At 38.7% G+C, this 13,674-nt stretch carries 8 protein-coding genes; 5 read left to right on the top strand and 3 right to left on the bottom strand.

Going from position 1 to position 13,674, the window contains the following annotated elements; translation table 11 throughout:
* Nucleotides 1–85 precede the first annotated feature (85 nt).
* The 3 genes from KIM67_RS15395 to purL all read left to right on the top strand — a co-directional run bounded on the left by KIM67_RS15395 (nucleotide 86) and on the right by purL (nucleotide 6,114).
* Nucleotides 86–1,333 carry a hypothetical protein gene (locus KIM67_RS15395; RefSeq protein ID WP_213832447.1) on the top strand — a complete coding sequence of 416 codons (1,248 nt, stop codon included), beginning with the start codon at nucleotides 86–88 and terminating at the stop codon, nucleotides 1,331–1,333.
* On the top strand, nucleotides 1,326–2,186 hold the full coding sequence (locus tag KIM67_RS15390) for a DNA adenine methylase (RefSeq protein WP_213832446.1): 861 nt from the start codon (nucleotides 1,326–1,328) through the stop codon (nucleotides 2,184–2,186). Before KIM67_RS15395 ends, KIM67_RS15390 begins: the two co-directional genes overlap by 8 nt.
* Nucleotides 2,187–2,400: 214 nt before the next feature.
* Nucleotides 2,401–6,114: a phosphoribosylformylglycinamidine synthase gene (purL, locus tag KIM67_RS15385; protein WP_213832445.1), complete on the top strand. Its 3,714-nt coding sequence runs from the start codon at nucleotides 2,401–2,403 to the stop codon at nucleotides 6,112–6,114.
* Nucleotides 6,115–6,216: 102 nt separating this feature from the next.
* Here the strand turns inward: purL and KIM67_RS15380 are convergent, their stop codons facing one another.
* The 3 genes from KIM67_RS15380 to pflB all read right to left on the bottom strand — a co-directional run bounded on the left by KIM67_RS15380 (nucleotide 6,217) and on the right by pflB (nucleotide 10,943).
* Complete coding sequence (locus KIM67_RS15380; protein ID WP_213832444.1) at nucleotides 6,217–7,716, bottom strand: DUF3360 family protein; 1,500 nt, start codon at nucleotides 7,714–7,716, stop codon at nucleotides 6,217–6,219.
* Nucleotides 7,717–7,885: 169 nt separating this feature from the next.
* Nucleotides 7,886–8,599: a pyruvate formate-lyase-activating protein gene (gene pflA, locus KIM67_RS15375; protein ID WP_298869517.1), complete on the bottom strand. Its 714-nt coding sequence runs from the start codon at nucleotides 8,597–8,599 to the stop codon at nucleotides 7,886–7,888.
* A 118-nt stretch (nucleotides 8,600–8,717) separates the two neighbouring features.
* A complete protein-coding gene (gene pflB / locus KIM67_RS15370) occupies nucleotides 8,718–10,943 on the bottom strand; it encodes a formate C-acetyltransferase (protein ID WP_213832443.1) in 2,226 nt (741 codons plus the stop codon).
* A gap of 369 nt (nucleotides 10,944–11,312) precedes the next feature.
* Here pflB and KIM67_RS15365 point away from each other — a divergent pair, with 369 nt between their 5' ends.
* Nucleotides 11,313–13,085, top strand: coding sequence for a long-chain fatty acid--CoA ligase (locus KIM67_RS15365; protein ID WP_213832442.1), 1,773 nt, complete (start codon nucleotides 11,313–11,315; stop codon nucleotides 13,083–13,085).
* Nucleotides 13,086–13,224: 139 nt separating this feature from the next.
* A complete protein-coding gene (locus KIM67_RS15360; protein WP_213832441.1) occupies nucleotides 13,225–13,671 on the top strand; it encodes a MarR family winged helix-turn-helix transcriptional regulator in 447 nt (148 codons plus the stop codon).
* The last annotated feature ends 3 nt before the right edge of the window (nucleotides 13,672–13,674 follow it).

Genomic DNA, 13,674 nt, shown 5'->3' with positions numbered 1-13,674 from the left:
AAATATTGTTATTCCAGAAAATTAAACGGAGTAATAATGACTCATGTACCAATACAATAATCGTAGTAATATTGAGAAATTTAGGATGAAGCAAGAAATAAAATACATTCCAATTAAGGATTTAGTCTTATGGACAGAAAACCCAAGAGATCCAATTAACAAAAATGCAACCGATCAAGAGGTTGTAAATAGAGCTTTTATCGATAAAATGACCAAATGGAATTTATCAAAATTAGCGAGAGAAATGGGGCCTCGTTATGATTTTAGTGAATTACCAACAGTTGTTTATCATGGAGAAAAACCTGTTGTTTATGATGGTAACAGAAGAATAATTCTAGGCAAAATAAAACATGGTTTGGTAACCATACCGCTCAAAATAAACTTCGAAATACCAGATTATCCAAAAGAAATACCATGTAACGTTTGTCCAAAAAAAATTGGTCTAGAAAATGTACTAAGAAAGCATGGTGATACTGGGTCATGGCTTCCCTTGGAAAGGGATATTTTTTTACACAAATTCATGGGTAAAGAAAAAAGTGCATTTCTTATACTTGAAGAAGATACTGGCATCATTACATCAAATCCAAAATTGAATCAACGATTCGTCAAAGAAGAAATTTTCAAAGAAGATATGTTAAACAAATTGGGGTTCTCAATCAAGAATGGCAGTATTCATAGCGTTCACCCTGATTTGGATGGTTACAAAGTATTGAATGATTTAACAAGAAAAATAGAAACTAAAGAGATTTCAACAAGGAATAACAGAGGAAAAGTATTAGAAATATTAGAGCCAGAGAATCAAAAAAGAATCTCCAGCAATAGATCTAGAAAAAGTCATCTTTCCAAAATAAGTTTTAGAACATCGGATGAGGCTGAAAATAGCAAAAAACAAACACCTCGAACAAAAAAGAAAAAACAAGTATTATTTGGAGGTAAATTATTCTTAAAGCTTGGTGAAACTAGTAATTTATATCGTGATATTACAGATTTACATAATTTCTATATTACAAGAAAAGACAGCTTATCTGATTCTTTTCCAGGATTAATAAGAATGGCTTTACGGCTGTTATGCGAAAGTGCTGCAAAAGATAATAACAGTAAAATGGCTAGCTACCTAAAAAAGCACTTCGATTCTGCAAAGAAAAATTTAGATCAAGATATTAAAACTACATTAGCGAATCAAAACGTTTCCAAAGATAGTTTGGTTCAGCTGTTACAAACTGGCGCACATGCGTATCAATCCTCAAGTAATGTAGAACAAACATTAGCCATGTCTATTATAATAGGTGAAATCCTTACTATCACTCATACCAAAGTAAAAAACAATGAGTAATTTTTATTCTCCATTAAGATATCCTGGTGGAAAGAATTGCATTTTTAAATTTGTTTCCAATTTCTTCTATGAAAATGAATTGCTTGGGTGCTCTTACGCGGAACCTTATGCGGGAGGTTCAGGACTAGCATTAAGACTTCTCTTTGAAGGCTATGTAGAATCAATCTACATCAACGATTTAGATAAATTTATCTACTCATTTTGGAAATCTGTTTTACAAAACAATGATGAGATATGCAACTGGATAGAATCAGTTCCTTTGAATATTGAAACATGGCATATATATAAGAAAATCCAACTAAATCCAGAAAATCATCACTATTTAGATTTAGCTAAGGCCACCTTTTATCTTAACAGGACAAACGTTTCTGGTGTTATAAAAGGTGGTGTCATTGGAGGTCAAGCGCAATTAGGCAAGTACAAGATTAATGCAAGATTTAATAAATCAGATCTTATAAAAAGAATAAGAAAAATATTTCAATTAAAAAACAGAATTCACTTAAGCAATCTTGACGGTTTGCAGTTCATCAAAAAAATGAACAATACCAAGCAAAACATATTTATCTATTTGGACCCCCCCTATTATCAAAAAGGTTCTGATCTCTATATGAATTTCTATAAAGAAGCAGACCACAAAAAACTATCGAATGCGGTAAAAAAAATCAACCATAAATGGATGGTCTCCTATGACAATAATGACTTCATTGTTAGTTTATATTCTGAGTTTGAAAAAATATTATACCAATTAGCGCAATCAACATCAAATAGAACTGGAGATGAAATACTTGTGTTTTCTAAAGGTTTGGACTATCAAAATGCAATGCTAAAACTTAAAGAACCTATTAAAATTTGAAGAAATCATATATCAAAATGTTTATTTGCCCAGCTCTTCGAAGTCTCAGACTTCAAATAACAAAAAGTGAGTAGTACGAAGTTTAAAACTTCATATAACTTTTGATATTAATCTATCAACACTTCCTAGTTAACAACTCCCTTAGGCTATAGATCAAAATCCAAGCTAAACTTGTAAATTTGCACTTTCTTAATCCGTTCAATCAGCAAACTGTATGATTCATTTCTTTGGAGATGTGGCAACTAAAGTATTCGCCGTCCAAACCGCACAAGAAATTGCACAAAAAGACATTGAAAAACTAACATGGTTGTTTGCCTGTCCCGAACTCGTTTCGGGAGCGAATAAAACACCTTTGGCGTCTCTTGACGCCTTTTTTGTTGGTCCCCGAGCAGCCATGGTAACCCCTTGGAGTACCAATGCCACGGAGATTACCCAAAACATGGGCATTGCTGGAATTATTAGAATTGAAGAATTTCATGCCATTGAAGAAGCACACACCGAGTACGACCCCATGCTTTTTCAGAAATACAACGGATTGAACCAAGATATCTTTACGATTGACATTACTCCCGAAGCGATTTTAGAGATTGATGATATAGCAGCCTACAATGAAAAGGAAGGCTTAGCACTTAGCAAAGATGAAGTAGCGTATCTAGAAAACCTGTCCAAAAAACTGGGAAGAAAACTAACGGATTCCGAGGTTTTCGGCTTTAGCCAAGTCAACTCCGAGCATTGCCGCCATAAAATCTTCAACGGCACTTTTATTATTGATGGACAGGAAATGCCCTCATCACTCTTCAAACTCATCAAAAAAACATCCGAAAAGCATCCAAACGATATCGTTTCCGCTTATAAGGATAACGTAGCCTTTATAAAAGGACCAAAGGTAGTTCAGTTTGCCCCCAAAAGCGCCGATAAGCCTGATTTTTATGAAGAAGCTGAATTTCAGTCCGTTTTATCCTTAAAAGCGGAAACCCATAACTTTCCGACAACAGTGGAACCCTTTAATGGAGCTGCCACAGGTTCGGGAGGAGAAATAAGAGATCGTTTGGCTGGTGGTAAGGGCTCGTTACCGTTAGCCGGTACTGCCGTGTACATGACTTCCTATTCCAGATTGGAGGAGAACAGGCCTTGGGAAAACGGAATGCAGGAGCGGGAATGGCTCTACCAAACTCCAATGGACATTTTGATAAAGGCATCCAATGGGGCTTCAGATTTTGGAAATAAATTTGGACAGCCCCTAATTGCTGGGTCCGTACTCACTTTTGAACACGAGGAGGAAGCAAGACGATTAGGTTTTGATAAAGTAATCATGCTAGCTGGCGGTATCGGATATGGAAAGGTTGAGCAAGCATTGAAGGACACCCCAAAGCAGGGAGATAAAATTGTTATTTTAGGTGGCGACAACTACCGTATAGGAATGGGTGGTGCTGCCGTGTCAAGTGCAGATACAGGAGCGTTTAGTTCGGCCATTGAATTAAATGCAGTTCAACGTTCCAACCCAGAGATGCAAAAACGTGCATCGAATGCCATTCGTGGTATGGTGGAAAGTCATCAAAACCCTATTGTTTCCATCCATGATCATGGTGCTGGTGGACACTTGAACTGCCTGTCGGAGCTAGTAGAAGAAACCGGAGGTAAAATAAATACCGATAAACTTCCCGTTGGTGACCCTACCCTATCTGCCAAAGAACTTATCGGCAACGAATCCCAAGAACGGATGGGACTGGTCATTGGCGAACAAGATTTGGAATTATTGGATAAAATAGCAAAGCGAGAACGTTCCCCAATGTATAATGTTGGTGAAGTAACGGGTGACCACCGATTTACTTTTGAATCTAAAAAATCCAATGAAAAACCAATGGATTTGGAGCTATCCGATATGTTCGGAAGTTCTCCAAAGACCATACTGGACGATAAAACCATAGTAAGGAATTATCCAGCGCTTTCGTACACATTGGAACATTTTCATGAGTATCTGGAGCAGGTCTTACAATTGGAAGCGGTAGCCTGTAAAGATTGGCTTACCAACAAAGTGGACCGTTGTGTAGGTGGTCGCGTAGCCAAACAACAATGTGTAGGTCCTTTGCAACTCCCACTAAATAATTGTGGAGTGATGGCCTTGGATTTTAAAGGAAAAGAAGGTGTCGCCACTAGTATAGGGCACTCCCCTATTTCAGGTTTGATCAATCCAAGTGCTGGAAGCAAAAACAGTATTGCCGAAGCACTTACAAATATGGTATGGGCCCCGTTGAAGGATGGTCTACAATCCGTTTCCTTGTCCGCAAACTGGATGTGGCCCTGCAAAAACGAAGGTGAAGATGCCAGATTGTACGAAGCAGTAAAAGCAATATCTGAGTTTTCTATAGAACTCGGTATCAATGTGCCAACTGGAAAGGATTCACTGTCCATGAAGCAAAAGTATAAAGACGGTGATGTGATTTCCCCTGGAACCGTTATTATCTCTGCTGCCGGAAATTGCAATGACATTACCAAAATAGTCGAACCTGTTCTTCAGAAAGACGGTGGGGATATCTACTACATTAATATTTCCAAGGATGATTTTAAATTGGGAGGCTCTTCCTTTAGTCAAATATTGAACGAAATCGGAGATGAAGCTCCTTCGGTACTGGATTCTGGTTATCTGAAGCTAGTCTTTAATACCATACAGGAATTAATCAAAGATGGTCAAATTCTAGCGGGGCACGATGTAGCTTCTGGCGGATTGATTACCACCTTGTTGGAAATGTGTTTTGCCGATACACAGCTTGGGGCCAATTTAGATGTATCCGGTCTAGGAGAAGCGGATATCATTAAACTCTTATTTTCCGAAAATGCTGGAATCGTGTTTCAATCCAAAGATACCTCGATAGAAAAAGTACTTCATGATGCAGGAATTCAATTTTCAAACATTGGTACTGTTGTAGCTTCGGATATGTTAAACATCAGAAATGATGGAATAGAAATAGGACTCAATATTCCGTCTTTACGCGATGCTTGGTTCAACACTTCCTATCTTTTGGATGACAAGCAAACCGCTAATGGATTGGCAAAAGACCGATTTGATAATTACAAAAATCAACCGCTAAAATATGTTTTCCCCAAAGATTTTAAGGGTACTATTCCCTTCGACTCCGCTCAGGGAACAGCATTGGTGGCTTCGACTTCGCTCAGTCACCGTCCAAAAGCTGCGATTCTTCGAGAAAAAGGAAGTAATTCTGAACGAGAAATGGCCAGTGCCATGTATCTGGCCGGTTTTGATGTAAAGGATGTACACATGACCGATTTGATTTCGGGGAGAGAAACATTGGAGGAGATACAGTTCATAGGGGCCGTAGGCGGTTTTTCAAACTCTGATGTTTTGGGCAGTGCCAAAGGATGGGCCGGAGCTTTCAAATACAACGAAAAGGCCAATAAAGCATTAAAAAACTTTTTTGCAAGGCCCGATACATTATCTATTGGAATCTGTAACGGGTGCCAATTGTTCTTGGAGCTGGATATGATCAATCCAGAGCATGAAAAGCTAGCCAAAATGACGTATAATGATTCGGGCAAGCATGAAAGTAATTTCACGTCGGTAAAAATACAGGAGAACCATTCGGTGATGTTATCTTCTTTAGCGGGTACGACCTTAGGCGTATGGATTTCGCATGGAGAAGGGAAATTTAGTCTCCCCTTATCTGAAGACAACTATGACATTGTTGCCAAGTATGGGTATGAAAGCTATCCTGCCAACCCTAATGGAAGTGACTACAACACGGCCATGTTATGCGATAAGACCGGACGCCATTTAGTGACCATGCCCCATATAGAGCGTTCTACATTTCCATGGAACTGGGCACATTATCCAAAGGATAGAAATGACGAAGTTTCTCCATGGTTGGAAGCGTTTATGAATGCTAGAAAATGGGTGCAGGAGCATAGTTAAGTGGTTAATGGTTAATGGTTAATGGTTAATGGTTAATGGTTAATGGTTAATGGTTAAAGCAAACAATCTTAATCAAACCGAACAAATATATCTAAGTCACGCTCAAAGAAACGCCAAAATACCATAGGTCCCTTTTAACATTCCGACGGAAAGAACTGCCATTACACATATGGTCAATATACTTAATGGAATGACCCATTTGTCTATTTTGGATAGTTTCTTTGCTCTTTCCTTATCGCCGATTAACCCATTATTGTCCAAAAACATGGCCAATGCCCACGCCAATACGGGGTTTGTAACCATTGCAGCAAAAATGCAAATGCCCGCTGCTTGTGCACAGGCACTTCGTTTTATCATTTGCACCCCAGCTTCGATCAATGGCAGGAATACCCCAACGAGCAAGGCAATACATCGAACCGGTGGCCAAACTGCAACATCCATAGGACTTCCCAAAATAGCAACGGCCATCACAATTAAACCAAGAAGGATAGCACCTGCGGGAATTGGTCTTTTGGCAATCGCAGCCGGAATCATATAAGTACCCCAAGATGATGTAATGTTACCCCCACCAACGGCCGTACCTACCATTTGTCTAAAAGAACACATGGTCATGGTATCATCAACGTCCATCAACACTTTTTCAGAATTCTTGGGATAGTTCATTTCCTGAAAAATACGGTGTCCCAAAAAATCTGGGGACCACATGGCAACTGCTAAAATGGCGAACGGCAAAGAGGCAATAAAATGTTGCGTATTTGGTAAACCGAGCATCCAGCCCTCTTCGGTACTGCCCCACCAATACGCTGGATTAAGATTTGGCAATCCCATTTCGGTAGTAAACTGTAAATCAAAGCCGGCACCACCAACAAGGGCTACCGCTAAGGCGGCAATAGCGCAAACAGGAATGGCCAACCAACGCTTATCGATTCGGGCAAGATAGCTGTACAGAACTACCGTAACAGCTAAAATGACCAATCCTAGAAATCCCAAAGATCCCGTTTCGATAGCTGTTGATTCAAGCCCCATACCCCAAGATTGGATCGTCTTAATTTGACTCAATGACCCCGTGAAGCCCAAGAAAATCAACAACCCTCCTGCGACGCCTTTGCTGGTGAGGTTGACCAAACGGGAACCTCCCTTGAAAATACTGAGCAAAAGCCCAAATATTCCAATTAAAATAGCCAGTGCCAAGGGGTGTGCCCCTGCCAAAGCAATACTGGCAATTAATGGAATCATTGGGCCATGGTTACCTGCTAAATTTGCCCTAGGATTAAAAAAACCAGAAGCCAGAATGACAAACAACAAGGCAGGAATCAACATCTCTACCCGAGATACCTCAATAGCAAACTCTTTGCCCAATGTTATGTGATCCCAAGCTTGGGTCAATCCATCTGCCCAAGCCATCATTACAGAGGAATACATGGCAATAATTCCAATGGTTCCCGCTAAAGCTGGTACCAAATCTTCCCATTCAAATCTGAAATCCCTACCCGGAAGATTCAATCGGTACCTTCGAGGCTTCATGATTTGCAGTTCGTGGTCTAAATATTCGGTTCTTGTGGCAAATTCTGAAGCTTTTTTATGCAGTTTTTTATAGGTCATTTAGATTGGCTATTTCCGGAAGCCAAATTGGTTATGTCCAAAGCTTTTCAACAACAGTCAACCTTATAGAATTTATCCTGCTAAGATTTCTGTCAATAACTTTTAAACAATAAGGCAACACTATGGTTTTAAATATTTTCTAAGTTTAGGCGGTATTTTTAGAACCTTTTTAATTGATTTTCACTTCTTTAAAATAGTTTTTTAGTATAGCTACGGCTTCTTGTATTTCTTCCTCAGTGTTTTCCCTAGCATCTTTTAATTGATATTCCCATCCTAACGCTTCCCATTTATGAACCCCTAGTTTGTGGTAAGGTTGCAGCTCTATCTTTTCAATGGTTTTGTAATTTTTGAAATATTTTCCCATATGGTGCAAAAGGTCGGCATGGTTGGTAATATTGGGTATGAGTACATACCTAAGCCACATCTTTTTTCCTGAAGCTTCCCTATGCTTTGCCAGATTGAAGGTGGTTTCCTTGTTCTTCATACCGGTAATGCGTTCAAACCCTTCTTCTGTCATGTGTTTAATATCCAACATGACCAAATCAGTATAATCGTCCAACAATTCTTTTGCAAAATGATTTAGAATTCTACCGTTGGTATCCAAGTTTGTATGGATGCCTTCTTCCTTAAGCCTTTTAAAAAAGGAGACCAGTTCCTTGGATTGGAGCAAAGGTTCACCTCCCGAAACTGTGACCCCTCCTTTTTTTCCAAAATAGGATTTCATTTTCAAGGCCATTTCCACAAGTTCTTCAATGGGATATTCCTTTCCTCCAGACATGTCTATAGTGTCTGGGTTATGGCAGTATACACATTTTAATTTGCAGCCTTGTAAAAATATGACAAGCCGTATTCCAGGACCGTCATGTGTTCCAAACGATTCAATGGAATGTACCCGTAAGGTGTGTTCTTCTGGTATGATAAGCAGTAAATTGGTTAAAAAATTAGCATCTGGAAAGAAATCTTTACGCTTCTCTCCAGATGCTTACAAAATACTAATGGATCTACATTGATTCGTGGAAGGAACGTGTTATTACTTCCATTTGCTGTTCCCGCGTCAATCTTACAAAATTGACAGCGTATCCTGAAACCCTAATGGTCAATTGTGGATACTCTTCGGGACGTTCCATGGCATCCAACAACGTTTCCTTATCCAATACGTTAACATTAACGTGTTGTGCATTTCTGGAAAAATAACCATCCAGAATTGTTGATAGGTTATCAATTCTGTCATCTTCATCGGCCCCTAACGATTTTGGAACAATTGAAAAGGTGTTCGAAATACCATCTTGAGAATCGTTATAATCAATTTTGGCAACTGAATTCAACGAAGCTATCGCACCTTGTGAATCTCGACCGTGCATTGGGTTTGCACCTGGCGCGAATGGAACTCCCTTATCCCTGCCATCTGGTGTTGCACCTGTTTTCTTACCGTAAGCAACATTTGATGTTATGGTCAAAACGGACATGGTAGGATTCGCATTTTTATAAACTGGTAGTTGTTTCAATTCATAATTGAAATCGGCTACCGCGTTCTTCGCCAATTCGTCTACCCTGTCATCGTCATTACCATAACAAGGAAACTCACCTTCAATTTTAAAATCTACAGTCAATCCGTCTTCATTTCTAATGGGTCTTACTTTTGCATATTTGATAGCAGAAAGTGAATCCGCTACGATGGATAAACCTGCAATACCATAAGCGATATCAATATTTGGATTGGTATCGATCAACGACATTTGCGCCTTTTCATAATAGTATTTATCATGCATGTAATGGATAATGTTCATAGAATCATTATACACACGGGCAACTTCTTTCATGGCTACTTTATAATTGGCCATTACTTTGTCAAAATCCAAATACGTATCATCCAACGTTTCAATACCATCTACCATCTGGGTCCCCGTTATTTCGCAACGGCCTCCGTTGATTGCCAACAACAATGTTTTGGCGAGATTGGTACGGGCACCAAAGAACTGTATTGATTTTCCAAGTTCTTGGTACGAAACACAACACGCAATTCCATAGTCATCCGACCCCCTGTTGTTTCGCATCAATTCATCGTTCTCAAACTGGATGGACGAGGTATCTATAGCGACTTTGGAACAATAATCCTTAAAGTTCTGTGGCAGGTCTTGAGACCATAATATCGTCATATTCGGTTCTGGGGATGGCCCTAGATTATATAAGGTATTCAAGAAACGGAACGAGGTTTTGGTCACTTTGGTCCTGCCATCGGCAAACATCCCTCCTATTGCTTCTGTTACCCAAGTAGGATCACCGGCAAAAATCTCATCGTATGCTCCCATCCGTAGATGACGAACCATACGCAACTTCATTACGAACTGATCTATGAATTCTTGTGCTTCCTCTTCGGTAATAAGTCCATCTTGTAAATCGTTCTCGATAAAAATATCCAAAAACGTAGAAACATTACCTAGGGACATTGCCGCTCCATCCTGCTCTTTTACAGCTGCGAGATAAGCCATATAGGTCCATTGCACTGCTTCTTGGGCATTTTGAGCCGGACGTCTAAGGTTTAGGTCATATTTATCGCCCAGTTCGATCATTTCTTTGAGCGCCTTGATCTGTTCCGATACTTCTTCGCGCAAGCGAATTACTGCATCGCTCATAGGACCTTCTATGTTTTCCAAATCCTGCATTTTGGAAGCAATCAAAAAGTCTATACCATAGAGTGCGATTCTACGATAGTCACCAATAACTCTTCCCCTTGCATAATTGTCTGGAAGTCCGGTTAAAAAACCAAGGGAACGGTATTTTTTAATTTCTGATGTGTACGCATCAAAAACACCGTCGTTATGTGTTTTAACATATTTGCTGAACAAAGCCGTTAAATTCTCATTGGGCTGTACTCCATGTTCGGAAAGTGCTTTCTGCACTACTTTGAAACCTCCAAAAGGCTTCATTGTACGTTTTAGAAGTTCATCTGTTTGTAATCCAACAATAACCTCGTTCTCTCGATCAATATATCCTGCGTTAAAAGCACTGACCGTTGAAATTGTATCGGTATCCAAGGAACGAACACCATTATTTTGTCGTTCTTCCTTTGTAGCTTCTTTACAAATATCCCATAGTTGCTGGGTTTTCAAACTTGGCCCGGTCAAAAAATGATGTGTACCATGATAAGGGACTACGTTATTGATCACAAAATCCCTAACATTAATTTTTTCCGTCCAAATGCCTTCTTTAAATTGTTTTACTTCCATTTTTTATCCAATTACTATTTTGTACAATACTTACTAATTACAGAGTTCGAAATTAGTAGCTAGACTCGATAATAAAGATGACAATTGTCAGTATCATATTTAAGAAATGCTAATTTTTGCTTAAAAAGTACTTTTAAATCCAAGAAAATGGATTGAGACACAAAGTGGTACTATTGCAACAAGTGCCAAAAAATAACGTCTATCGGATTATATTGAATCGTTATAAAGTGCTGGGATTTAAGGTGTCTCGAAGAGCAATGAAATCAAATTTCTTATAAGATTGGTAATTATTTAGGAGGGTTTTTGAATAACTCATTTTATAATCCGGCTTCCTTTCCCTATTTTGCAATTACTTTACAGAAACTTACTATGCAAACAGTTACTAGACTTTTCGATTTTCCGTACTATCAATTGGAAAAATTTCCTCTTGAAAAATCGTTGGTCACAAAATATGATGGCAAATGGGTGGCAACTTCTACCGAAGATTATATTGATCAGGCTAATGCTATAAGCCGTGCACTTTTGAGAATGGGCGTAAAGCCGAATGATAAGATTGCGGTCATTTCAATGAACAATAGAACTGAATGGAATATCATGGATATCGGAATTCTTCAGATCGGGGCGCAAAACGTGCCAATTTACCCCACGATATCATCTTCGGATTATGAGTATGTATTGAATCACTCCGAAGCAAAATACTGTTTTGTGTCTTGTAATGAGGTTTTGGAAAAGGTTTTGGAAGTAAGTCCAAAAATAAAAAAGCTAAAAGATGTTTTTTGCTTTGATGAGTTGTCCAATTGTAAAAACTGGAAAGAAGTCTTGGAACTTGGTACGGATAATTCTAACCAGGACGAAGTAGAACAATTAAAGGAAAAGGTTACGCCCAACGATTTGGCAACCTTAATATATACATCAGGAACTACAGGACGCCCAAAAGGGGTTATGTTGTCCCATGACAATCTTGTTAGCAACGCTATAGAAAGTTCAAAACGATTTCCAATCGTAGATGGCGAGACCCGATCATTGAGTTTTCTCCCCCTTTGCCATGTGTATGAACGTATGCTGATTTATTTGTATCAATTTAGAGGAGTTACCATATATTATGCAGAGTCTTTGGAGACTATAAGCGATAATCTTAAGGAAGCTGAACCACATGTAATGACGGCCGTACCAAGGCTACTGGAAAAAGTATATGATAAGATTATTGCGAAAGGTGCAGCGTTAAGCGGTATAAAAAAGAATATTTTCTTTTGGGCCGTAGAGGTTGGATTGCAATATGAACCTTATGGACAGAATGGTTGGTGGTATGAAAAAAAACTGTCATTGGCCAGAAAATTAATCTTTAGTAAATGGAAAGAAGGCCTAGGCGGGAATCTTGCATTAATAGCTTCTGGTAGTGCTGCACTGCAGCCCAGATTAGCCCGTATTTTCAATGCTGCCGAGATGGGCGTAATGGAAGGATACGGCCTGACCGAAACTTCTCCCGTAATTTCAGTAAATGATATGCGGAAAAACGGCTTTAAAATTGGTACCGTAGGAATCCCAATAGACCGAACTGAGGTAAAGATTGCTGACGATGGCGAAATCTGTATTAAGGGTCCACAAGTAATGATGGGGTATTACAAAGACCCAGAAAAAACTGCCGAAGTGTTAAAAGATGGATATTTTCATACAGGTGATATCGGCGAGCTTGATGCCCAAGGATTTTTAAAGATTACCGATCGTAAGAAAGAGATGTTTAAAACTTCTGGCGGTAAATATGTGGCACCACAACTGTTGGAAAATCGTTTTAAGCAGTCACGTTTTATTGAACAAATTATGGTTGTTGGTGAAGGTGAGAAAATGCCTGCAGCTTTAATTCAGCCAAACTTTGAATTTTTATACGAATGGGCAAAACGTCATAATATTACGCTAGGCGAAAACTCGGATATTATCTTGAATGAAAAAGTCATTTCAAGAATACAGGAAGAGGTGGATTTAGCTAATGAAGAATTTGCCAAATGGGAAAAAGTAAAACAATTTAGACTGACCCCAGATGCTTGGAGCATCGATGACGGGCATATGACGCCTACCATGAAACTACGAAGGAAAATCATCAAAGAGAAGTATAAAGATTTATACAATAGTATTTATGGGCATTAGCATCCGATTAAAGAAACTATTATAAAAGTAAAGCTCTGTCAAACACAGGGCTTTATTTGTTTTATTAGGATTTATTTAATCGAATTTATTATGCATGCATAATAAATTTTCTTATATTTGAAAACACCAAACATGTTCTATGAAAGAATTGACTATTGATTATGCCTTAAGAGCCACTTGGCAAGCCGTAATCAAAATGTACAATGAAGAGGCAAAAAATTATGGGCTTACCATGGCAATTGGTTTTACTTTATTAAGTATAGATCCAAAAAAAGGTACTCCAAGTACAGCATTGGGACCAAAAATGGGAATGGAAGCAACAAGCTTGTCCAGAATATTAAAGAGTATTGAAGAAAAAGGATATATCCAGCGTAAACCAAACCCCAAGGATGGAAGAGGCGTTCTCATTCATTTAACAGCTTTGGGCTTGGAAAAAAGAAGAGATTCCAAAGATGTGGTCCTACGTTTCAACGATGTAGTGAAAGAACACGTTTCAGAGGAAGATTTGTTGAGTTTTTTTAGAACCACAGAAGTCATAAACAAACTCATTTCAGATAAAAAAATATACATAAAAACAACAACTTAATTC

Source organism: Flagellimonas sp. 389, from assembly GCF_018449435.1.
In the GTDB taxonomy this organism is placed as follows: Bacteria; Bacteroidota; Bacteroidia; order Flavobacteriales; family Flavobacteriaceae; genus Flagellimonas.
The sequence above is the reverse complement of the archived record's forward strand: the minus strand, read 5'-3'. Positions and strand labels throughout refer to the sequence as shown.

Bases quoted from the DNA above. Each gene is read 5' to 3' on its own strand.
- KIM67_RS15395 (WP_213832447.1), top strand. From the start codon at position 86: ATGAAGCAAGAAATAAAATACATTCCAATTAAGGATTTAGTCTTATGG.
- KIM67_RS15390 (WP_213832446.1), top strand. From the start codon at position 1,326: ATGAGTAATTTTTATTCTCCATTAAGATATCCTGGTGGAAAGAATTGC.
- purL (WP_213832445.1), top strand. From the start codon at position 2,401: ATGATTCATTTCTTTGGAGATGTGGCAACTAAAGTATTCGCCGTCCAA.
- KIM67_RS15380 (WP_213832444.1), bottom strand. From the start codon at position 7,716: ATGACCTATAAAAAACTGCATAAAAAAGCTTCAGAATTTGCCACAAGA.
- pflB (WP_213832443.1), bottom strand. From the start codon at position 10,943: ATGGAAGTAAAACAATTTAAAGAAGGCATTTGGACGGAAAAAATTAAT.
- KIM67_RS15365 (WP_213832442.1), top strand. From the start codon at position 11,313: ATGCAAACAGTTACTAGACTTTTCGATTTTCCGTACTATCAATTGGAA.
- KIM67_RS15360 (WP_213832441.1), top strand. From the start codon at position 13,225: ATGAAAGAATTGACTATTGATTATGCCTTAAGAGCCACTTGGCAAGCC.